Consider the following 22,266-nt stretch of genomic DNA (forward strand, 5'->3'; position numbering starts at 1 on the left):
TTTGTGCGTTTAGTTCGGTAAGTAACATTCCGTGCCTGTCTGATGGCCGTAATGGCCCTTGTTGCCCGATCTTGGCGAAGTTACGCTCTGTCCGTTTGGTAGGTGCTCTGAGCCGCACGAGCCGGGACGTCTGTTCTCCGTCGGGTGGGGTGGAGCGACGTCTGGCATCAGTAGATGCCCCTCGTTGTGGGTCGGAGTGTGACGGCGTATGCGCCGGTCTTTGGCATGGGCTCGATCGCCTTTTCGGGCTGGCTTGATTCTCGCCGCCACACTGCCCGGGTTGCTGGGGCTTGCTGTCGGGTCGGCTCAGGCTCGGGACGGCATGGACGCCGGTCCGTCGGCTGCCACTAGGCCGGTCGATGTCCCTCAGCAGATGGCGGGTACGGCGGCCGGTCACCCGTCGCTGATCGATGCGGCCGCGACACGCGCCCCGGCCGCGGCGGGAACGAAAACCAAGATCAAGCCGCCCAAGGGCGCTCTGCGACCCGACGTCTTCCCACGTGTCCAGGGCACGCGGAAAGCCGCTGACCGGCGGTTGCCTTCCGGCACGGCGCGTGCCGAGGCGTTGGATACGTCAGCGGCGTTGGAGATCGACGACATGTGGCCGCTGAATGGGGCGCAGGTGGGGTCGACGACGCCGACGTTGGGGGCGCACGCGAATGGAGTGGACGGTTCGGCGCTGCATTATGAGTTCACCGTCTGCCCGGAGCCGGAGGACGGACAGGTTGTGTCCGTTGACTACTGGTGCTCGCTGAGCGAAGACAACGGAACGATCGACTGGCCGGTGGAATCGGGGGATCTCCCTGCCGAGGTCAACAGCTGGAAGGTACCGGCGGACGTGCTCAAGTGGGGCACGACCTACGCCTGGAAGGTGGACGTCCGCACCGAGTCAGGGATATTCAAAACGTCACCGTACCGGACGTTCGTGACGGGCGCGCGCCAGCCCGCCATCGGTGCGCATCTGGCGTCCCGGGATGAGAACGGGCAGGAATTCCACGCGCTGTCGGGCAACTACACCACCACGGTGGTGGACGCCTCGGTGGCGACGGCGGGGCCCGCGCTGTCGATAACGCGGTCCTACAACAGCAAGGACGCTCGCCGGAACGGCTTGTTCGGGGCGGGCTGGTCGACCCGATTCGACATGAAGGTCGAGGCCGAGCCGAGCGGGTCGCTGCTAGTGACCTACCCCGATGGGCAGCGGCTGCGGTTCGCGCCCAAGGGCGACGGCAGCTTCCAGCCACCACCCGGCACGCACGCCACGCTGGCGACGGTTTCCGGCGGCGGGTGGAAGCTGATGGACAAATCGTCGACCGTCTATCACTTCAACGCGCAAGGCCGGCTGACACGGGTCGTGGACGCGCGGGGCCGCGCACAAGAGCTCACCTACGGCACCGACGGCAAGCTCGCCAAGGTCACCGCCGTGGGCGGCCGATCCTTGACCTTCACCTGGAACGGCGCGCATGTGGCCGGCGTCTCGACCGATCCGGTCAACGGCACAGCGCAGACCTGGACTTACACCTACAACGGGGACACGCTCACACAAGCCTGCAATCCTGGGGTCGCGCCAAATTGCACGACGTACGGCTACACCACCGGTTCCCTGTATCGGGGTTTGGTCGAGGATGACGAGCCGGTGGGGTATTGGCGGCTGGGCGAACCCGCTACCCAACTGGCTCCGCCGCCGGGCCAAGAGCCTGGCTATTGCACGATCTACCCAGACGACTGTGAGCCGGAACCGACGACAGAGGCGCGCAGTCTGGGATGGGGCGCGGGACCGGCCACCTACAGGTACGTCACGCTGGAGCAACTGGGTGTGCTGGCCGGGTCGACGGATACGGCAGCCGGCTTCACCGGCGATTCAGAGCTGGTGCTGCCGAACATGGCCATTGCCCGGTTGATCGACCAGTTATCGGTGGAGTTGTGGTTCAAGACGACGAACTCGGGCATCTTGGCCCACGCCCTCGGTGACAGCGGGATTCTCAACGGAACACCGCTGCTGTACGTGGGCACCGACGGCAAACTGCGCGGCCAGTTCCCCATCGTCGCCTCGAACGGAACCAAAGTCATTTCGCCGATCACCTCGCCTTCCGCCGTCACCAACGGCCAGTGGCATCACGTGGTGCTCAGTGGCTCGGGCAGCAGCCAGAAGCTCTACCTGGACGGCGTCGCACTCGGCACGCGCACCGGCACCATCAACCGCAACGAGGTGACGTCCACGACCATCGGCAATGGTTTCACCTCCGACGAGTGGCCGGCGACCAAGCCAGAAGACCCCGACGAGCTCTTCACCTACTGGGGGTTCATGGGCCAGATCGACGAACTCGCCCTTTACGATCGCCCGCTCACGGCAGGCGAGGTCACCGAGCACATCCAGGCCCGCACTGCCGCCGCGCCCCACCTGCTATCCAAGATCACTCTGCCGTCGGGGCGTATCTGGGCGCAGAACACCTACGACATGGCCAAGGACGGGCTGCGCAACCACACCGATCAGCACGGCGGTACCTGGAAGCTGGGCGAGCCCACGCCGGTTGACGTGACCATCGGCGAGTCGACGGTGGACGTCCGTGACCCCAACGACAACAAGATCATCACTCGGTATGACGCCTGGCGCGGCTACCGGACCATCGCGCGCACGGACCAGCTGGAACGTAAGACCACCTATGGGTATGACTCCGGTGGATATCTCTCATCCGTGGAGGACCCGAACGGCGTCATCACCAACCGCAGCTTCGACAAGCGCGGCAACATGCTGGCCACCGCCCAATGCCAGAAACCAGCCACACCGGACCCGTTCTTTTCCTGCTTCGACGAATCGCTCACAGACCCACCGGTCAGCCAGCGGTGGCTCAGCTACCACGTCAACGATGACAACGAGTTCGACCCGCGCAACGACCGCGTGATCAAGGTGCGCGACGGCCGTTCCACTTCCGCCACCGACAACACCTACGCCACCACGTTCGAGTACAACGTCTACGGCGAGCAGACCAAACAGACCACCCCGGCCACCCCCGACTTCCCCAACGGCCGCTCGGCCTCGGTCACCTACACCGATGGCAGTGAGCCGGCCGTGGGCGGCGGCACCACCCCGGGGGGGCTGGTGGAGACCCGCACCGACCCCAAAGGCAACAACTGGTCCTACGCCTACACCACTGCCGGTGACCTGGCCGAGCAGACCGACCCCGAAGGCCTGGTGACCAAGCTCGCGTACGACGCGCTCGGCCGTCTGACCTCTTCATCTAAGATCTCGGGGGCGTATCCGGACGGGGTCACGACCACGTTCACCTACGACGCGCTCGGCAGAGTGGCCACGGCGACCGGTGCGGGGGCCAAGAACGACATCACCGATGTCACGCATACGGCCCGCACCACCTACGGCTACGACCCGGACAGCAACAAATTATCCGAGGCCGTCTCGGACCTGACCGGCGGTGACGTCGAACGCAAGATCATATACGGCTACGACACCTTTGGACGGCTGGAGTCGGTCACCGACCCCGAGGGCGGTGTGACCCGCCAGGGCTGGAACACGCTCGGCCAGAAGGTCAGCTCGACCGACGCTCGCGGAACCGTTATGGCGTATGCGTACAGCAAGCGGGGTGAGCTGATTTCCACCACCCTCAAAGGCTGGATCGAAAGCCCGGTCAATCCCCAGCCGGCCCAGGACGTGGTGCTGGAGTCCCTCTCCTACGACCCGGCCGGGCGCTTGGCCGCGCGGGTGGACGCGATGGGACGCAAGACGTCCTACACCTACTACGCCGATGACCGGCTGTCGCAGACCATTGGTGACGACGTCAAGCTCAATGGCTCCACGACGCCCAAGGACGTGACCCTTGAGGCGAACACCTACGATGCGGCAGGCAACCTCACCAAGCAGGTCACCGGCGGCGGCAAGGTCACCACCGAGTTCGTCTATGACGGCGCGAGCCGCCTGTCGTCGAAGACGCTGGCCCCGTCAGGTCTCAACCGCAAGACGTCCTTCACTTACGACGCCAACGACAACATCACCAAGGCAACCTCCACCGGCGCGGGCAGCGGTACCCGCACGGAGACCAAGGAGTACGCCTACAACAAGCTCAATCAGCCCACCCGGGAAACGATCGAGAATGGCGACCAGGACCTGGTCTCCACCATCGGCTACGACGATCGCGGCCTGGTCACCTCGATCACCGATCCGCGAGGGAACGCCAGCGGGGCCAACGCCGCCGACTACACCGCCACCATGCGCTACGACCCGCTCGATCGCCTGGTGGAGACGATCGCCCCACAGGTCCAGATCGACAAGGCAGGCACCACCAGCCAGGGCCGGCCATCCGGCAAGATCGGTTACAACGCGGTCGGCAACAAGACGCACCAGCGCGATGCCGAAGGCCGCACGTCGACCTCGGTCTTCGACAAGGCGGGCCGGCTGGTCAGCGCCAGCTCACCCGAGTACACCCCGCCGGGTGGTACGGCGGTCACCCCCACCGTCTCACACGCCTACGATGCCGCCGGTCAGCTCATTCGCACCACGGACGAGCGCGGCTACGTCACGGCTTTCGACTACGACCAGCTCGGCCGCCAGGTCCGCGTCACCGACCCCGCGCCGACCGGGCAGACCGCCGGTAGGTGGGTGACCGAGTACGACCTGGCCGGGGAGAAGCTGGCCAGCGTTGATCCGACCGGCGCCCGCACCCAGGTCACCTACGACGACCTGGGCCGGCAGATCACCGCCACGCAGATCGAGCGCAAGCCCGCCAACGCCGCCTACACCGCCACGATGGAGTACGACGACGCCGGCCGACTGGTCAAGCAGACGGCCCCGGGCAACAAGGTCACCACCTTCACCGTCAACGCGGCCGGTGAGGTCACCTCCACCACCGATCCGCTGACCAACAAGACCACCATGGACTACGACCTGGCCGGACGCCTGGTCAAGACGACCGACCCGAACGGCAACGCCACCGTCGCTGAATACGATCTGGCCGGACGCCAGATCGCCGCAAAGGACCTGGACGCCTCCGGCACCGGCACGGTGCTGCGCACCTTCCGCTACGGCCACGACCCCGCGGGCAACCCGGTCAGCGCTACCTCCCCCGAGGGACACGTCACCAAGCAGACCTTCGACGCGCTCAACCGGCCCACCTCGCTCATCGAGCCGGTCTCCGGCAGCGAGTCGATCACGACGAGTTTTGGTTACGATGCCACCGGCGCCCGCACCCGGCTCACCGACGGCCGCGGCTACGCCACCTGGACCAGCTACAACAGCCTAGGCCTGGCCGAGACGGTGACTGAGCCATCCACTGCCGCGCATCCGAACCTGGCCGACCGCACCTGGACCCACGTCTACGACGCGGGCGGCAACCAGGTGGCCACTGTCCAGCCCGGCGGGGTGCGCATCGACCGCACCTTCGACCACCTGAACCGTCTCACCAAGGAGACCGGCTCAGGCGGTGGCGCCGCCAGCGCCGAACGTACCTTCGGCTACGACTTGGCCGCCCGCCCCACTGCCGCCGGTGACCTGGCGGTGGACTACAACGACCGCGGCCTGCCGCTGAAGGTCTCCCGCGGTGCCGCGCAGGAGAGCGCCTACGCCTACGACGCGCTCGGCAATCCCACCCAGCGCATCGACGCCGCCGGAACTGCCGCCTTCATCTGGGACAACGCCAACCGGCTCGCTACCGCCACCGATCCGGTCACCGGCCGTACCCTCACCTATGGCTACGACCCGGGCAGCCGTTTGAAGACCATCACCGCCACCAGCGGCCAGGCCAGCACGCAGAGCTTCGACTACGACGCCATGGACCGCCCGACAGGGCAAACGCTGAAGAACGGCTCGGGCACCCAGCTCGCGAAGATCACCTACGGGTGGGACAAGGACGACAACCTCACCACCAAGACCACCGCCGGCACCGCCGGGGCGGGCACCAACACCTACGGCTACGACCACGCCGGCCGGCTCACCTCCTGGACCGCACCCGGCGGCGCCACCACCGCCTACGAATGGGACGCCGCCGGCAACCGCACCAAAGCTGGGAACGCCACCTTCACCTACGACGAACGCAACCGCCTGACCGGCGGCGATGGCACCGACTACACCTACACGCCGCGCGGCACTCTGGCCACCAGCACCAAGGCGGGCGCCACCACCAGCTACACCTTCGACGCCTTCGACCGGATGATCGCCGACGGCGACAGCCTGTATGCCTACGACGCGCTCGACCGGGTCACCTCCCGCATCCGCGGCACCGCCCATCAGACCTTCGCCTACGCCGGCCTGGGCAACGATCTGGCTGCCCTGCGCGAGAGCGGGGGCGCCGTCCAAGCCACCTACGCCCGCGACCCCGGCGGCGCCCTGCTCGGGCTGAAAGAAGGCACCGCCGCAGCAGCCGCAGCACTGTCCGACCTGCACGGCGACCTAGTGGCCACCTACACCACCAGCCTGCAGACCTCTACCGCCTACGACCCCTTCGGCACCGCCATCGCCCAGACCGGCACCAAGGCCCAGCTCGGCTACCAGGGCGAATACACCGACCCTGACACCGGCAAGGTCAACATGCACGCCCGCTGGTACCAGCCCGGCACCGGCACCTTCACCAGCCGCGACACCGCCACCCTCGCTCCCAACCCTTCAGTACAGGCCAACCGATACGCCTACGCCAACTCCTCCCCCCTGACCGGCATCGACCCCACCGGACACGCGACCTTTTACGTGCCGGACAGTAGCGGAAAATATGTAGGCGCCGATGGGAATGACAATCTACTCGGCCCTAAGCCGGGACAGCCGGTGGTCGGGACACCTGAGGCTGCCAACCTCATCAGCGCGCCAGATGACGACTACTCCAATAATCCGTACACGGGTATGGCCGGGCATCTTTGCGGCGGAGGGACCTGCGTCGAAACCTTTGCCCACCAGCAATGGTGGAGCGAGTTCATCACCTCGCCCGGCTATGACTATCTCTACGGCCCCGGATTCTCAGAAGAGGAGCTCGACAGACTCGGCAGAAAGATCATGCCGAACGGAAGGCCGATAATTGTGGGAATGGACTTCTATGGGTCCCCCACAGATATTCAAGAGGCGTTCTTGGCGGTATACACCCCCAAAGAATCCAATGAATATCTCCGTGAAATGTGGTTCGCCATGGGGGGTTACGGTGTCATGTCGGCCGCCGCCAACGGCACAGGTAATGGGCGTGGCAGCGGCAAAACTCCTCCCGGGACCCGCGATGGGGATGTGTGTGGTGGGCGGCACTGCACAGCAGCTCAAGCTGCGGCAGCGTGCGTGAAGCAGGGATACTCCAAGGCGCAGTGCGCGGAGAAGAATTGGAGGCAAGGCGATTGGAGGCTTTACCTCAAAATCGTTGGGGTCTGGCAGCTTACTGGTATGAAAGATTCGCCGCCTCTGTGGATATCGGACACCGTGAGTTGGATAATGGACAAGATTAAACTGCTAGGGATAATTGCCGAATATAGATATCGCTTTGATGTTCATCAGCGAGACACGATGTTCATATGGAGGAAGGTTAACTCGTTGCAAATATGCCTCAATAATGGCTGTAGTCGCTATAAAATGCTGTACTATACGCAATGGCGCACCACGGTGCAAACCGGATGGAGGGCTTGGGTGCAGATCGAGACCAGGGTGAGATGGACGGGCGAATGGATCATCGCCTGGCAGGGGCACGCATATGCAGGACGCCCTCACTACACCTATAAGACATGGTACGGGACCCCGGATCAGGCATACCTCGATCTATGTAAAGGGGTGAATGAGTCTCCGAGTATGGGTCACATGTGCTCGACGAGGTGAACTACGGCAGGTGCCTGCTCTCTTTCGCAGACGGAAGGGGGTTAGTCATGAAACGACAGGCCCGTACCCTCACGGTGCGAGACTCTCGTGCTTTCGAAGATCATCCTAGTCCAGTACCGGTTGACGCGAATGATCATGAACCTCGACAGCGTGACCGACGATGTGGTAGATCACCTCGATGCCCGATGTGTGATCATACGCATTGCCGAACCGTCCGGGGTGGATTCGTCGGAAAGGCTAGTTATGCCGAGGCGAGGTGTATTGCGAGCAGCTATAGCGGTGATGGCTGCTGTAGGCATGTTGATAGTTGGCCATATGTTCTCTCGCTCGCTTGAAGACTGGCTTGTTGACGCGCTCTACGCGGAAACATCCGCTGGGGAGGTTCCTTACATGGCGGATACAGTCCAGTTTCTCGTTCTGCGATTCCCTGTAATTATCGAAATAGGCGTATTGTCGCGATGGTCTTCATATCGGTTGCAAGACATGGCCTTTGGTGCGATTCCCGTATATGGGGAGATATTGCTTATCAGGTTGTGTTGGAGAGTTGCGTTCTATCCATATGTTGATTGGGAGCCGCGAAGGAGTGAACGTGATATGCTTGAAGTTACTCCTTACAAGTCGGGTGGGAAGGTTGTCTTGTCTAGGCGTAAAGCCAATGTTGGCCTGCATTAGCGGGCGACGCAAGAAGCCCTCGAGGGTTTGCGCTTCCTGGCCGACTACGTCTTCGTCGAGGGAAATGTGCGCTCAGGGTGGAGTACTTGCTTAACTAGGCAAATGGGCTCTCCGGGCTGCATTGGGTAGCGCCGAAGACGAAGGCGTGAAATTTTCGGTGACGTGAATGGCATACCATTCGGCTACATCGCCCATCAGCGGAGAGCCTTAATGTGGAACTAAACTGGAAGCTAAGGTGTGCGATACTGGCGTTCAATATAGTTGGGATGACTATGATCGTCGCTTCTATCGTGGCGCGGGTATCCACCGGTACCAATTTCAGCGCCTTGGTTCAACTGCCGCTGACCGGCGGGGTGATTTGATGCCGCTCTCTGAAGTTGGATCGCTTTGCTCTGTGAATTTCCCCAGGTAACCGACCTACCGGTGGTGGTTGTCCGCTGGTGGGCGGGCTCCCCGCAAGGCTGCGATTGACGAAGATCAGCAGCTCCGCTGCTGGCCCAGTCCGCCGTCGACCGGCTGGTGTCGGCCGCACACGTCCTCATCGTCGAAGGCGAGTCCTACCGGACCCGTCAACGACCCACCATCCAGCCCGCGAACGCGCCGGTCACCGGGGTGTCGGCGGGGACGAACCAAGGGAGAACACTATGATCGACTACACGACCAGGTGGTCCCTTCCTCGTGGTAACCAGGTGGTCCCTTCTCCCTGGCAAGCGACAACCTCGGCGATCTCTCCTAGGAAGCCGGCCGACCGTGACCACCGGCGAGGTATCGTGGCTCTTCGAACTTGATCGGGGTTTGAGGGCCTGCCGGGCTCAGGAGGCTTGAGAGGGCTCGTGGCTCTCGGTGATCCTTCTTGTTGTCGAGGCAAGAAGATCACATCAGAGAAGCCACGAGCATGGTCAACGATACGACGCTGCTGCTGGGTCTGGACGGGGTGACCGTCACAAAGGTCGTCGCCGCAGGTGACGGAGTGCAGGACGGCCCGGTGGTGCACCTGGCCACCGCGGATGAACGGGCCAGATGCTGCCCACAGTGCGGGGTCGCCGCAGTCCGGATGAAGGAATGGGTGACTACCCGCCCGCGTGACCTGCCAGTCGGCGGGCGGCGGTGTGCGTTGCGCTGGCGTAAGCGTCGCTGGTGCTGTGACCAGGCGTCCTGCCCGCGTCAGACGTTCACCGAGCAGGTGCCGCAGATCCCCGCGCGCTCCCGGCTGACCCGGCGATTACGCCAAGCCACAGGCGCCGCCGTGGGAGATGGCGGGCGAACGGTGATCCAATCAACGCGAGATCACGGGGTGTCCTGGCCGATCGTCTCGGCCGCTTTCACCGAGCACGCTCATCGGGTACTGCCCGCCCAGCCCGAGCTCGTCACCGTGCTGGGGATCGATGAAGCCCGCCGCGGCCCGCGGCCGGCCGCGCTGGATACTGGACGAGGCCACCGGCACGTGGACGACAGCGGTGGATCGCTGGCACACCGGGTTCGTGGATCTGTCCGGCGAGCAGGGCCTGCTCGGCCAGGTCGAGGGCCGCACCATCGCCGCCGTGACCGGCTGGCTCAACCAGCGTGACCCGGCCTGGCGGCAGCACGTGGCCTTCGTCGCGATCGACATGTGCACCATCTTCAAAGCCGCCGTACGCGCCGCGTTACCGCAGGCCACGCTGGTCGTCGACCACTTCCACATCGTGCAATTGGCCAACCAGGCGCTCACCGAGGTCCGCCGCCGCGTCACCGTCCAGATCCGCGGCCGGCGCGGGCGCAAGGGCAACCGCGAGTGGGAACTGCGCAACCGGCTCACCCGCTCCGCGGCCCGGATGCACGGCTGTCAACTGGATCCGATGGTCGATGACCTGCGTGCCCTGCCCGCACGGCTGGGCAGTCCGATTCTGACCGCGTGGAACGCCAAGGAAGACCTTCTGGACCTGCTCGCCCTGGCCCGCACTCACCCCGACCGGAGCGTCATCGCTGAGCGGCTGTTTCACTTCTACGACCGTTGCGCCGCCTCCTGCCTGCCCGAACTCGAACGCCTGGCCACCACCATCGAGACCTGGTGGACCGAGATCCTGGCCTTCATCCAGACCGGCATCACCAACGCCGGCTCCGAAGGCACCAACCGGGTCATCAAGACCACCGCCCGCGACGCCTACGGCTTCCGCAATCCCGAGAATCAGCGTCTACGCACCCGATGCGCCACCACCCGACGCGGTCGTGGATACCTCAACCCCGCTTAACTTCGAAGAGCCGGTATCGTCGTCGAGGTGGAACTCGACGCCATCTCTTCGGCCAACCACAGCGCTTCCTCAGCCGACGCCTCAGCGAGCTGCCGGCTCTCTACGCTGCGTCGTAACTCCACGACGGACGCATGTGCGGGCGCCGCCTGTGCCGGACACGAGGGTGATGCATGGCGGCGTGCGAACCTTGGTCGGTTCTGCCACCGTGCTCACCTGCTTCGTGTCACGCTCGACTCTGCGCGGCAAAGGCACACAACACAACAAGGCCACGCGTGATCATCATCCGCGTCGTACCGCTCATCGCAAACCACGAGCCGTGAGGGTCTTGTCGAGCTGCTGTACATGAGCGTTGCCCGCCCACGGGTTCAGCATGGCTCGTGTCTCTCGGAGCTGGTGGGTCAGGCGGGCTGAGGTGTGCTGTGAGGCGATTTCTGCGGCTTCCGTCAGCCGCGCCGCTGCCTCTGGGATCTCCTTGGCCAGAGCCAAAGCGCCAGCGTAGCGGACCAGGGCAAACCCGCGGTCCATCTTGAATCGCTGATCGAGCCCGGCCAACGACCGCTGAGCCGCCGTTACCGCTGCTTCGGGCCGTCTCAGATGGATGAGCGACAGAGCGGCCTTGGACTCCACCATTGAAGCCGAGATCCAGTACAGGAACGTCGGTTCGCCGGCCTTCGGTGCACCAGCCAAGGCGACCGCACCATCACGCGCCCGGGCGCTTGCCGAGGCATCACCTGCGACGGCGTAGGCCTCCGACAGCATTGACTCGTGCATGGCTCGCAAAAGCTTGCTCGAGGATCGGGCGGACCAGCCCCGAGCGGCAAGGGCATGATCCAAAGCGGCCGTTGCCCGTTCTTGGAAGACGGCCATGCTCCCCATCCAGCAATGAAGGAAAGCGATCAGCGTGGCGTCGCCGAGGTCGAGTGCCGCCCTCAGTCCCTCGTGCATCGCATGCTCGGCCGTTGCGTAGTCCAGCAGGTCGTAGCTGAGATATCCGGTCAGCTGCGACATCTGGGCATACGCGCCGAGTAGACGGTCGTGCAGCGCCGGCGGCATCGATTCCCGAGCGAGGACCTGTGCAAGCGCCGTCCGGTGCCCATTGACCACAGGCAGTAGCGTCGCCGGCCCATACTGGTCGTCCGCCCGGCGCGCGTGCAGCATGAGCTTTTCGAATGTGCGCGCTGTCGCCTCGTCCACCCGCCACGTGCTGCGTAGCACCCTAGCTAGGCGTTCTTCTTCGTCCGTATTGAGGACGCGTAGGAGGTCCAAGGCCGGGGCACCGCCGAGCACCAGGGCCAGTTCGAAGAGCAGCTCGCGTCGTTTCACGTCGGTCTCCTCGGCGCCGATGGCGCGCAGCAGGCGCACACACGCCGGAGCGTCCGGGAGCGACTTGTCAGCGGGCGTGACTGCTGCGCTCGTCTCCATGGTGACATGGTTTGGGGTCTTCGGGGATGGAGGCCGGTTGGCGTCTAGGTCACGGAAGTCCGCACCGGCGATCAGTTCGCGGTCGGCACTGCGATACGAGGCGAAGACCTCGTCGCCAACCAGGCTCCGCCCGGTGGTCTGGTAGATCTCGGCCAGCACGGCCAGCAGACGCGGTGGCGGGCGACGACCCGTCTCTGGCCAGGCCTCGAAGTCATACAGTCGCGCCTCGCGCAACGCGGCTGTGCCGGCTGGATCGGCATCGTTCACCATGGCGACCACGTGGGCGGCAGTACGGCCGTGCGCCAGCCGGTACACCCGCAACGGGCTCACCGTATGGATGAGCTCGAGCACGGCGGCGATCTGGTCCCACGTGAGACCCTTGGCACGCAGACGCTTGCTCCAGGAGCGAGCCTGCAGCAGTACTCGACGGCCCTCACCGGACATCACGGACCCCCTTTGCCCTGGGATTGCGCACGAATTGTACATTGATCGTGACGCTTTGCTCACTGCGATTGCGGCCATAGGGAGGTCGATGTCCGAACCGCGCATATTCCCGCAGGTCAGCGCCAACGGCGGGTGGAGTGGTGATCGAGCGCGAGATGGAGATCCACAACGGCACGCTCGTCAAGGCACCGTACATACGCGGACCGCCGCGCGCCCGATCCACAGAACGAACCCCGTTGTCACGCGCCCAGGAGAACCCCAAATGCCCGAGACCACCGTCGTGTTCGTCCCCAAGCAACGCGAACGAGAGCAGCCGACCACCGTCCAACGCGAGCTCATCGACGCGATGATCGACCTGCACCCCGGCGGCCTGACCTGGCGGCGCACCTTCCCCGGCGCCCCCGACCAGATCCCCCACGCCCGCCACTTCACCCGCTACCTGCTGGTCGACTCCCCCTGTCAAGACGACGCAGAGCTCATCGTCGCCGAACTCGCCACCAACGCGGTCCTCCACACCGGCAGCGGCCGCTCCAACGGCACGTTCATCGTCGAGATCTCCCGCACGACCACCACCATCACCGTCGCGGTCTACGACTGCGGTTGGGGCGGCATTCCCCGCTTCGACCTTCCCTGCCGAACCAGTGCCAAGCGTGGTCGGGGCCTCGCTATCGTTGCCGCGGTCGCCGACCAGATCGGGTACGAAGGCAACGACGAGGTCGGTCACAAGATCTGGGCCAGGATCAAAATAGCCACCTGACCGCCGTATCGCGTTGCACCGGCTTCTTCTGAGCTGCTGGATCTTCGCAACCCGGCACCGTGCGGGAGGAGCCCACCTTGGGGCGAGAAGCGGACAATCAAGGTCGTGAAACTCACGGCGCAATCATTTATGTTCGAGGCGCTCGAGGGGCACGTCGATCCTGCTGGCGCTCTCATCGCATTCACCATCATGCTTGGCAGCGCTAAGAAGCCCATCGGTCATGGGGACTGGCTCTGGCTGAACGTCAAGGCATGGGGCCCTGCGGAAGGCGTTCACCATATAACGATCGAGTGGCTCTCCGACGTCATCTCGAAGGACAACTGGGTCATACTTGCCAGAAAGCTCCGGCAATGGTTGCCCTATAACTTGTGAGTCCACGGTTCGTGGTCATGCGGTGCGGCCGGAGCAGTGTCTCTGCCCGTACCGCATGACCGTGTTTTGGCTCCCTGTGCAGGACCCGAGGAGAGATGGGTAAGTGTCACCGTCGACGATCATACGGCTGGTCATGGGATTCTTTGTTTCGGCTGTCAGCTCGCTATTTGTTCTGATCTTTATGAGTCTGCCCCTGGGGGTACATGTCGGGTTTTCGTTCGGTTGCTTCCTGTTTGCCGTCGTGGGACTGGTTGGGATTGTCAGATCCGATCGTAAACATTTCTTCGTCGGCTGGCTTGCGTGGGTCGCCCTTCTTACTGTTTATATTGTGGTCACGCTGTTCCTGTGACATGTGATGACGTCTCCATCCGGCCTGACGGTGCGTCAAGGGCAAGCTCCTCTGCGAGTTGTCGACGACGCGTGAATACTTCGAATTCGGCCGTCGTTGACACGGGGTCACGGCGCTGCTCGTGGCTGGCGGACAGGAGCTACCGCACGTCTCCGCGATCAGAGCCGGTAGACCAGGCTATTTCCGCCCCCCGCACCGACTGCGGTTGAGGGCGGCGTCCCCTCCCAGGCTGCCGATGAGGTCGATCGTGTTTGCCTGCTCGGAACCTCACCGGGCAGGCAGACCAGCCCAGCTTCTACCAGCTCGGACCCCTCCGAAGAGCGCCATGGTCCGTGCCCGGCTCCGCAGGGCCGGCGGCGCGCTCGCCTCCCGGTAATCTGACCCTGGACATGGCCAGGAACCGGGACCCCGGCCCGAAGGCCATCGAGATGCCTGCCGGGCCGGAGGACGGGACCTCTTGCTGCGGCGCAGTCGGGGCATTGTCTTGAATATGTCGTCAGCGACATATAGCGTTGTGGGGTGGATGCGCTCTTTGCCATCGAGGTCGAGCCCGAGGTGCGGGATTGGTTGGAGGCGTTGCCGGCCAAGCACTTCCTCAAGATCGACGAGTATGTCGGGCTGCTCGCGGAACACGCTGCCGCGCTCGGCGAGCCCTATGCCCGCTACCTGGGCGACGGAGTTCGGGAGCTGCGGCCCACCCTCGACGGTGCTTCCATACGCATCACGTACTGGCTCACGCCGAACCGCACCGCGGTCCTGCTAACCGTCTTCCGCAAGACGAGAATGCGGGAGGACGCCGAAGTCAGGCGCGCCAAGCTCGCTCAGAAGGTCTGCGAGGCCGAACACGGTCCAGCGCACGAGGAGTTCATCCGCACCATTGAGGAAGGAGAGGTGGAGCAATGAGCCACAGCCGCTGGAAGACCTTGCGCGAACGCAAGCTCGCCGCGGGTTTCACCGAGTCGGAGGACGTGGCCGAGGCCCGTCGCGAGATCCGGCTGTCCATGGCCCTGGCGAAGGCGGTATACGATCGGCGCACTGAACTCGGGCTCACTCAGGCTGAATTGGCCGACCGCGCAGGCCTCACCCAGGCGAAGGTCTCCCGGATCGAAGGCTCTGACACCGTTCCCACACTGCCGCTTCTCGCCAAGCTGGCCGAGGCCCTTGACGCCACCCTTAACATCGCCCTCGACAACGACGACACTCAGGTGAGCTTCACCGGACACCGCACCAACGCGGCCTGAGTAGTCCAAGCACTCCGCGCTGTGCTTCGGCGGTGTGTGATGGGGATTCGAATAGACGAAACGTATGACAGCGGCCACGGCATACGGTATGAGGCGTATCTGAAGGAGTTGCCGTGAGCGCCGAGTTTCACTCCTATACGCGTGAGGAGTTCATCACCGAGTTCGTCCACCCCGACGACCGCCAGGGGTTGCAGGAGGCAGGGGAGCGCCGGGTGGCCCAGGTGCGCGGGGGTTCCTGGCCGACATGCGCAAGAAGGTCGGGTTGACCCAAGCCGAGGTGGCTCAGGCGATGGGAGTGTCCCAGCAGCGTGTCTCGGTGATCGAGGACGGGTCCGTCGCCGAAGTGGCCACCCTCGGCCTGTACATCCATGCCCTGGGCGGAGAACTGAAGGTCATCGCTGACTTCGGGGACACCTGGCAACGGGGCGCCTGACCGGATCTGCGAAAGTCTACAGTCCCGGACCGGTCAGGATTGAAGAGGCGAGCCCGACACGATCACCGGGCCGAGGCGCGGTAGCCTCACGCGTGCAGACGGCGCTGCAAGCGGTGCTGCGCAACTGTCCCATCCTGACCACGGACGCCGCTCGATGGGATGCGGCGGAAAAGGAGTTGTCGGGGCAGCTCACTGTGGTCGAAATATCCCAGTTGGACGACTAGGAAGCACGTCCGGGTCACTGCTCGCCTGGCGGGAGCACCGGCACCGCGCGGGCGGGCGGGATCCATCGCCAGGCGCGGGCGAAGCCGGGCGCAGTCCGTTGGCCGGCAGCAGCAGGGCGAGATCCACCGCCTGGTGCTCGGTCCGGTATCGCACCATCGGTGCCACCTCGGCGATCTCTCCGCCGAAGAACACCCAGGCTTGCGACGTGTCGAAGGCATAGGCGTTGTTGGGCCACATCGGCGTGCGCCCCCGACGGCCGCACGTGCCGGACACGAGGGTGATGCATGGCGGTCGGGCCGTCTTCAATCCAGGTCGGCGATCTCGACCAGCTCGATCTGCCACGGTAGGTGCGCCTTGATGGTGTCCCAGCGGCTCGCGTCGGCGGTCAGGACAGGCCAGTCGAGGTGCTGGGAGACGGCGACCACATGAGCGGCGGCCATGTCGGCCGGCTGTTCCATCCGGGAAACGACCTCGGTCAGCCGAACGGCCTCGGTATGCGCCGCGATCGGATCCACGTACACGTGCTCCAGGAAGTCGATGACGCCGCGGACGACCAGTCGCTGATCAGGCGACAGCACCGCCTCGGCGGCAACGAGGGTGATGAACGGCACGCTGGTGCGCACGGAGGCGCGATCGAAGGAGATGATGAGCCGGTGCAGCCCGAGGTTCCGGCGGCCCATCTCAATCAGGACGGTGTCGTCCAGCACGTATCCGTGCGGAGTCACCGGCTGGCTTCGCGTGCTTGTAGGACCTGAATGGCCTTTTCCGTCTGCCGCTGGGCTCCGGCCATGGCTTCGGCGTCCTCTTCCGCCTTGGCCAGGACCTCAAGGTAGGCGAGCCGAGCTCGAGTCTTTTCTGTTTCGTGCTGGTCGAGCAAGTCGGTCAGTACGGCGGCCAGCGTGGTGCCACGGCCGCGCTCATTGGCAATGGCGTTGAGTCGGTCGCGCACCGTCTTGGGGACTTTGATAGTTGTCATGTCTGAAGTCATACCAGCAGACTACCTAGTATACCTGCGGTATGAATGAATGAAGTCGTACGCGCCCTTTGCCTGGTTCATGATCGCGCTAGGCGTGACGTCCGGGATCGTGTCGATCGGTCCTGCATATGGCTCTCGTGAGAATTGCCGACTGCAGATAATGATCTACCTTGACGACTCCATGGTGCACTCGAGATTGCATATTTGCTGGTGGATGTAGTGTTCCGGGCGTATAGGAGATTCCCTTCGATGTCTGGCAATCGATTGCGGGAAGCTGCCCGGGACACTTCCATGGTGATCGTGGTCGTTAACCGTGACGCGGTCAGCACTGCTCTGGCGAGTTATTTCGCCGCTGCCCCCGACCGAAGGCTCGACGCGGTCCCTCTGCTTTCGGCTCTTTGCCAGGAGGACGATGTCGTCTCGCGTAGCACCTTCCCGTTGCATGTCACCTGTAGTGCGGCTGTCGTCGATGCCGTCGGTGACGTGCTGATGGTGCGTCACCGGTGGCTGGGCGCGTGGCGGCTGCCAGGCGGGCATGTCGAGCCGCACGACCAGAGCATGTACGAGGCGGCGCTGCGCGAGTTGGAGGCGGAGACCGGCACCTGCTGGCATCACACTGCTTCCGCGGAACCGGATGAGGTCGTTCCCGTGGACGTCCACATCCATTCGGTTCCTGCTGACGGCACCAGGAACGAGCCTTCGCACGTGCATGCCGACTTCCGGTACGCGTTCTCGGCCGGTGGATTCGAGATGTTCACTTCGGTCAAGAAGGGCACAGCCTTCGCCTGGCGGCCGCCGCTCGACTTGCCGGCTCCTCGCTTCACATTCTCGGCCTACGGGATCTGGGCAAACGGATCCATTCCATATTGAATCGGAAAGTATCTACCCTGCTCTCGCCGGACATGACAATTGGATCGCCGTGCTCGAACCTGTGCTCGGTGAAGATGAAGGGGTGGATCCACGCCCTGATCACGCCGTCGGCCGTGTACAGGAGCGTCCATCCACCGCTGAAGTGTCAGGTCGCCGTCCACACCCACCTCGTGGAGGGGTTGCACGATGATCCAGCAAGGTCTGTCTTCCAGCCACTGATGCCGCGCAAGAGGCTGCGGTAGTGATCAATCGCGTGATCATTGTGGCGGGAGTCGCCCGGGGATGAAGCGCCCGTGAATACCGCACAGTGCAGACTGCATGCAATGTTGCATGCAGTCTGCATGCTAATGTGGTGGCATGAAGGTCATACAGATCCGGGATGTTCCCGATGAGACCGAGCGGACGCTGAAGGCCCGCGCCGAACGCGAGGGCAAGTCGCTGACGGCTTATGTGCGTGACCTGCTGAACGAGGAGGCGTCCGTACCGACGTTGGACGAGGTGATGACCAAGATCGCTGCTGACGAGCCGGTGCCGTACGACCCTGACTTCGTGCGGGAGACGATGCGCGAGGGTCGCCGATGAGCTTGGTCGTGGACGCCTCGATCATTTTCCGCTTGCTCGCCAATGTGAAAGGCGATGACCTTCTCCGGCAACGGCTGGCCCGTAAGGTGCACGCTCCAGCGCTGATAGATGTGGAGATCGCATCGGTCGTCCGTGGGCATGTGATCACTAGCAAGCCGGAGGTGCGGATCTCCGAGGCCCGGGCCAGGGTCATGCTGGAGCGGTATGGCCAGCTCAAGATCGTGCGGCACGCCATGCTGCCCCTGCAGTCGCGGGTGCTCGAGCTCCGGAACAATCTCACGGCATATGACGGCATGTACGTGGCGCTCGCCGAACTGCTGGGAGTGCCGTTGCTTACAGACGACGCCAAGTTCGCGGGCTCTACGGGGCATCGAGCGGAAATCCACCGATACCCGCCGCCCGCGGTGGCATAGAGCTCCCGTGTGGCGGTCCTGGCGGTCCTGGCGGTCCTGGCGGTCCTGGCGGTCCTGGCGGCGTGGGCCAGGCATGCGGACGGCGGCACTCTCCGCTTTGCGGGTTCACCTGGACGTGAGCCACCTGAAGTCGGAGTCGGAGTAGTTCGACGCGCTCTGCTGGGATGGTGGGAACCCGGATGTGAGAAATCGGCTCAGCCAAGGCCCGTAGAGAGAATATTCGTGTCGGCATGTCAGCCGTTCCGTGGGCGAGGAGGCCGCTGTAGTTCGGGGAATCGATCGAGCCACAGGTCGCAAACCCGCGGCGGCAAGACCAGTTCGGGCCAGAGCTTCCGTAGGAGCGAGGCATTCAGGTAGCGTCGCAGGTCATCGAGCGTGGCGCTTTCCCTGATCACACGCATGTACATCAACCGCGCGTCGGCGGTCTGGTCCAAGTCGTAGCTGCGCTTCGGCCCCCAGTCGAGGTGGTGGGGAAGCGTGATGACACCCCTGAGAGGTCCGGTGAGCTCTTCCAACGTCGTCGGCACGACGTATGGCCGGAGTGCTCCGTATCCCCTAACGTCCATGCCTTCAGCGTGACCGATGTAGCCCTGACACTGTAGGCCGATCTTGCCAGCGGCCGTGCTGACAAGGCTGGGAGCGCTCGTTCGTCTGGCAGGCGCTGATCGACTTGGCAACTGTGCATTCCTCGGCAGGCCTTGGCCTGGTCGCGGTGGCTGGCTCTGGCGTTGGCGTATTCGGTCAGGCCAGGTTACAGTTATTTCAGATATCTAAGAAGTTGGAGGGTGGTCATGCCTCGCACCGGCGTTCTGGCCAGCGCAACGCGTGTCGAAGCGGGCAGCGGTGACCGTAAGCTGCTTGAGCACTTGGAAGCGACTGTGGCCGCCTCGAAGGCGTTGTTGGTGCTACGGGGGCCAGATGGCACCGATATTGTGCTGCCCCAGTCGCTCGTGAGTCTCTTGGCGGCGGCGGCGCACGATCTCGCTAAGGGCAACGCTGTCTTCACATTGCCAGTGGAGACTCGGCTGACTCCGAACGAGGTTGCCGAGCTGCTGGGACTTTCGCGACCTTTTGTAGCACGATTGCTCGACGAGGGCGAGATTCCTTCACAGCATCTGCCGGACAGCCGTCATCGTCTGATTCGCCTTGTGGATGTCCTGGAGTTCCAGGAGCGTCGCGAGCGCCGCGCCGAAGGTCGCCGAAGGATCATGGATGTCGTCGAAGAGGCGGAACTGCCCTACTGACCTTCCGAGAGGGGTTGGACGATGGCGCGGGTCTTCGTGGACACCAACGTGCTGTTCCCGTTCTCATTGATGGACCTGGGACGAAGGCTGATCGGCGGCAGCGCGGTCGATGGCGCGCTCAGTGGACGATACGACTATGTGGCATGTAACCGCCTTCGAGGGGGAAACCGGATCGGGCTATTGCCGTGAGTCCGACACCGACCCGGATGATCAACTCGTGCAAGGGCAGTATCAGAGTTCTGCCGCTCGCGGAAGCTTGGGAAAGCGCGTTTCCCAAGCTTGCTTCGCTTGGAGTGGCAAGTAGAGACGCGGCCAGATCCGGACCAGCGTTTCGTGGTTCAGATATGTTCGTAGGTCGTCAAGCCGCGTAGCCTCGCGGATGACGCGTTCATACATCAGGCTCACATGGCTAATGTTCGACAGGTCGTAAACGTGCTGCTCTGACCAGTCCAGCCTTGTCGGGAGTTCCACGACGCCGGCAACCGGACCCGTCAGGTCGCTGAGAAGCGCGGGTAGGAGATACACGCGATGGCTGGCGTACCGGGATCGGACAGTCACACGTCTAGCGTGCCCGTTGACTTTGGAGCTTGCACCGCAGTCGAGGGCATACGCCATTTGGAGTTCAGCTCTGCAAGCGATCGGCAGCGAGTAAGCCGTGCCGGACCGCATCAACGGACAAACTGATACGGGCTCCAGCTGGCCCAGGATGGGGAGCGCGAGGGGCGGAGCCCCTCGCCTGGGGCGAAGCCCCATAGGGACAGCCCGAGCGACGCGAGGTCCGCTCAGGGTGGGCTCCCGCCGGCCCACTTGGTAACAGGGCAACGGGTGGGTGCTTTGGGGGTTCGAAGGGGAGCGGAGCCCCCTTGGGAGGCGCTGTCTGGAGCTCATAGGCGCGTAGCGCCCCCATCGCGGAGGGCCTTGCTGTTGGCCAAATGGCCAAAGGAAAAGGCGGGGGCCTCCACGCAGTGAGGCCCTCGCCTTTTTTAGCCCACCCCTGGGTTACTTGTACAGTTCGCCGCGCGGGCCGACGATCTTGCCGGACCACACGTTCTTGGCCGCGTTGTACACGGCCGCCGTCTCCCCGTCGAAGTAAGGAGACGTGATGTAGTCCACGCGGTCGTTCCCGTCCTGGTCCGCGAACGTGCTGGTCGTGCCGTTGACGTACCCGAGCCGCTTCCCGTTGCTGTAGTTCAGCAGCCACGGGCCGCCGTCGTACCCGGGGGTGACGGCGCACTTGAGGCCGATGTGCTCCTCGATCTTGAGCCACGGGGCGCCGACGGCCTTGGCGGTGGTCTTGCCGTAGCAGTTCTTCGGGGTCACGCCGCTGTACGGCTTGTCGCCGTCGGGGTGCGGCGCCGCCGGGTACCCGAAGGCGCGGACCGACTTGCCGGTGGGCTGGTTCCAGGCGAAGCCCTGGCCGCCGACGTTGTCGCCGAGGCGTCCCGCGTCCTTCGACAGCAGGATGTAGTAGTGGCCGCCCCAGCGGCGCTTGGGGCCGCTGAAGCGCTCGTAGTCCTTGCGGTCCACCTGCTTGACGCCGTTGAAGAGGATGCCGTTGTACACGGTGACGAACGCGTAGTCGCGGTCGTAGTCCTCGTAGACGTCGAAGTCGTAGTGGGTGAAGGCCTGCTTGCCCACGTAGATGCCCCACGGGGCCTTGCCCTGGTAGTAACCGGGCACGAAGACCCAGTTGTCCAAGAGCGCCTTGTTGCTGTCCGTGTCGTACACGCAGTGGCCGGCGGTGGACACCAGGTTGCGGTAGTTCGACTGGATGGAGGTGGCGGAGCACCAGCGGAACTTGCCGCTGCCGTCGACGAAGAAGACCTTGCCGATGGTCTTGGGGATGTTGATGTTCTGGGCCCGGCCGGTGGACTTCGACTCGCCGGTCGGGGCCGTGGTGCCGGGCCGGCCGTCAGGGGAGGCGCCGCCCTTGGAGACGACCTTCCGCACTTCGTTCGAGTCCCAGGTGTACTGCGTCGCGGAGCGCAGGGCGGCACCGTTCGACGCGAGCCAGAACGAGGCGACGGAGGCAGCCTCGGCGGTGTTGCGGGCCATGGGGTCGCGGGCGACGTCCGGCTCGGCCTGCGCGGCGCCGGCGAGGCCGGACGCGAGCAGACCGGTGACCAGAACGGCGCCACCGGCGGGGAGAAGGATTCGCTTCAAGGTAACTCCAGGTTGCGCTGATGTGGGGCGCCTCGTGCACCCCAAAACTCAGCAAACGGACAGCCCGGAACCTACAGCGTTGACCATGG

The 22,266-nt window shown here is 64.2% G+C and carries 18 protein-coding genes and 1 pseudogene; 15 read left to right on the forward strand and 4 right to left on the reverse strand.

All coding sequences use genetic code 11. The features are described 5' to 3' along the window. Nucleotides 1-373 precede the first annotated feature (373 nt). The 3 genes and pseudogenes from ACIBX3_RS29715 to ACIBX3_RS29725 all read left to right on the forward strand — a co-directional run bounded on the left by ACIBX3_RS29715 (nucleotide 374) and on the right by ACIBX3_RS29725 (nucleotide 10,686). Entirely contained in the window at nucleotides 374-7,786 is a 7,413-nt protein-coding gene (locus tag ACIBX3_RS29715) for an RHS repeat-associated core domain-containing protein (protein ID WP_397122633.1), read from the forward strand. Between the two features lie 1,726 nt (nucleotides 7,787-9,512). Continuing rightward, nucleotides 9,513-9,731: pseudogene (locus ACIBX3_RS29720) on the forward strand (transposase family protein); the annotation flags it as partial. A 112-nt stretch (nucleotides 9,732-9,843) separates the two neighbouring features. After that, nucleotides 9,844-10,686, forward strand: coding sequence for a transposase (locus ACIBX3_RS29725; protein ID WP_397122635.1), 843 nt, complete (start codon nucleotides 9,844-9,846; stop codon nucleotides 10,684-10,686). 297 nt (nucleotides 10,687-10,983) lie between these two features. Here ACIBX3_RS29725 and ACIBX3_RS29730 read toward each other — a convergent pair whose 3' ends face one another. Continuing rightward, on the reverse strand, nucleotides 10,984-12,552 hold the full coding sequence (locus tag ACIBX3_RS29730) for a hypothetical protein (protein WP_397122637.1): 1,569 nt from the start codon (nucleotides 12,550-12,552) through the stop codon (nucleotides 10,984-10,986). A gap of 262 nt (nucleotides 12,553-12,814) precedes the next feature. On the opposite strand from ACIBX3_RS29730, the gene ACIBX3_RS29735 reads away from it, so the two are divergent. The 7 genes from ACIBX3_RS29735 (at nucleotide 12,815) to ACIBX3_RS29765 (ending at nucleotide 15,704) form a co-directional block, all read left to right on the forward strand. After that, entirely contained in the window at nucleotides 12,815-13,309 is a 495-nt protein-coding gene (locus tag ACIBX3_RS29735) for an ATP-binding protein (protein ID WP_397122639.1), read from the forward strand. Nucleotides 13,310-13,414: 105 nt separating this feature from the next. Further along, nucleotides 13,415-13,681: a hypothetical protein gene (locus ACIBX3_RS29740; RefSeq protein WP_397122641.1), complete on the forward strand. Its 267-nt coding sequence runs from the start codon at nucleotides 13,415-13,417 to the stop codon at nucleotides 13,679-13,681. A 103-nt stretch (nucleotides 13,682-13,784) separates the two neighbouring features. Beyond that, nucleotides 13,785-14,030: a hypothetical protein gene (locus ACIBX3_RS29745; protein WP_397122644.1), complete on the forward strand. Its 246-nt coding sequence runs from the start codon at nucleotides 13,785-13,787 to the stop codon at nucleotides 14,028-14,030. 519 nt (nucleotides 14,031-14,549) lie between these two features. Beyond that, the gene (locus ACIBX3_RS29750; RefSeq protein WP_397122646.1) at nucleotides 14,550-14,933 is read left to right on the forward strand and encodes a type II toxin-antitoxin system RelE/ParE family toxin; all 384 of its coding nucleotides are present in this window, start codon (nucleotides 14,550-14,552) and stop codon (nucleotides 14,931-14,933) included. Beyond that, complete coding sequence (locus ACIBX3_RS29755; protein ID WP_397122648.1) at nucleotides 14,930-15,271, forward strand: helix-turn-helix domain-containing protein; 342 nt, start codon at nucleotides 14,930-14,932, stop codon at nucleotides 15,269-15,271. The genes ACIBX3_RS29750 and ACIBX3_RS29755 overlap by 4 nt, the downstream gene beginning before the upstream one ends. A gap of 113 nt (nucleotides 15,272-15,384) precedes the next feature. Further along, complete coding sequence (locus tag ACIBX3_RS29760) at nucleotides 15,385-15,537, forward strand: hypothetical protein (protein ID WP_397122650.1); 153 nt, start codon at nucleotides 15,385-15,387, stop codon at nucleotides 15,535-15,537. After that, nucleotides 15,516-15,704 carry a helix-turn-helix domain-containing protein gene (locus ACIBX3_RS29765; RefSeq protein WP_397122652.1) on the forward strand — a complete coding sequence of 63 codons (189 nt, stop codon included), beginning with the start codon at nucleotides 15,516-15,518 and terminating at the stop codon, nucleotides 15,702-15,704. The genes ACIBX3_RS29760 and ACIBX3_RS29765 overlap by 22 nt, the downstream gene beginning before the upstream one ends. 527 nt (nucleotides 15,705-16,231) lie before the next feature. Here ACIBX3_RS29765 and ACIBX3_RS29770 read toward each other — a convergent pair. Together ACIBX3_RS29770 and ACIBX3_RS29775 are read right to left on the reverse strand one after the other, a co-directional pair. Then, on the reverse strand, nucleotides 16,232-16,654 hold the full coding sequence (locus tag ACIBX3_RS29770) for a hypothetical protein (protein ID WP_397122654.1): 423 nt from the start codon (nucleotides 16,652-16,654) through the stop codon (nucleotides 16,232-16,234). Next, entirely contained in the window at nucleotides 16,651-16,905 is a 255-nt protein-coding gene (locus ACIBX3_RS29775; protein WP_397122656.1) for a hypothetical protein, read from the reverse strand. Before ACIBX3_RS29775 ends, ACIBX3_RS29770 begins: the two co-directional genes overlap by 4 nt. A 291-nt stretch (nucleotides 16,906-17,196) precedes the next feature. Between ACIBX3_RS29775 and ACIBX3_RS29780 the strand changes: the two genes are divergently transcribed. The 5 genes from ACIBX3_RS29780 to ACIBX3_RS29800 all read left to right on the forward strand — a co-directional run bounded on the left by ACIBX3_RS29780 (nucleotide 17,197) and on the right by ACIBX3_RS29800 (nucleotide 20,203). Then, nucleotides 17,197-17,775, forward strand: coding sequence for an NUDIX hydrolase (locus ACIBX3_RS29780; protein WP_397122658.1), 579 nt, complete (start codon nucleotides 17,197-17,199; stop codon nucleotides 17,773-17,775). A gap of 357 nt (nucleotides 17,776-18,132) precedes the next feature. Continuing rightward, complete coding sequence (locus ACIBX3_RS29785) at nucleotides 18,133-18,357, forward strand: FitA-like ribbon-helix-helix domain-containing protein (RefSeq protein ID WP_397122660.1); 225 nt, start codon at nucleotides 18,133-18,135, stop codon at nucleotides 18,355-18,357. An 8-nt stretch (nucleotides 18,358-18,365) separates the two neighbouring features. Continuing rightward, complete coding sequence (locus tag ACIBX3_RS29790) at nucleotides 18,366-18,770, forward strand: type II toxin-antitoxin system VapC family toxin (RefSeq protein ID WP_397122662.1); 405 nt, start codon at nucleotides 18,366-18,368, stop codon at nucleotides 18,768-18,770. 791 nt (nucleotides 18,771-19,561) lie between these two features. Beyond that, the gene (locus ACIBX3_RS29795) at nucleotides 19,562-20,014 is read left to right on the forward strand and encodes a helix-turn-helix domain-containing protein (protein WP_397122664.1); all 453 of its coding nucleotides are present in this window, start codon (nucleotides 19,562-19,564) and stop codon (nucleotides 20,012-20,014) included. 21 nt (nucleotides 20,015-20,035) lie between these two features. After that, nucleotides 20,036-20,203, forward strand: coding sequence for a hypothetical protein (locus ACIBX3_RS29800; RefSeq protein WP_397122666.1), 168 nt, complete (start codon nucleotides 20,036-20,038; stop codon nucleotides 20,201-20,203). 810 nt (nucleotides 20,204-21,013) lie between these two features. Here the strand turns inward: ACIBX3_RS29800 and ACIBX3_RS29805 are convergent. Next, a complete protein-coding gene (locus tag ACIBX3_RS29805; protein ID WP_397122668.1) occupies nucleotides 21,014-22,177 on the reverse strand; it encodes a trypsin-like serine peptidase in 1,164 nt (387 codons plus the stop codon). Between the last annotated feature and the right edge of the window lie 89 nt (nucleotides 22,178-22,266).

Source organism: Nonomuraea sp. NPDC049480 (assembly GCF_044465905.1).
Lineage (GTDB): Bacteria > Actinomycetota > Actinomycetes > Streptosporangiales > Streptosporangiaceae > Nonomuraea.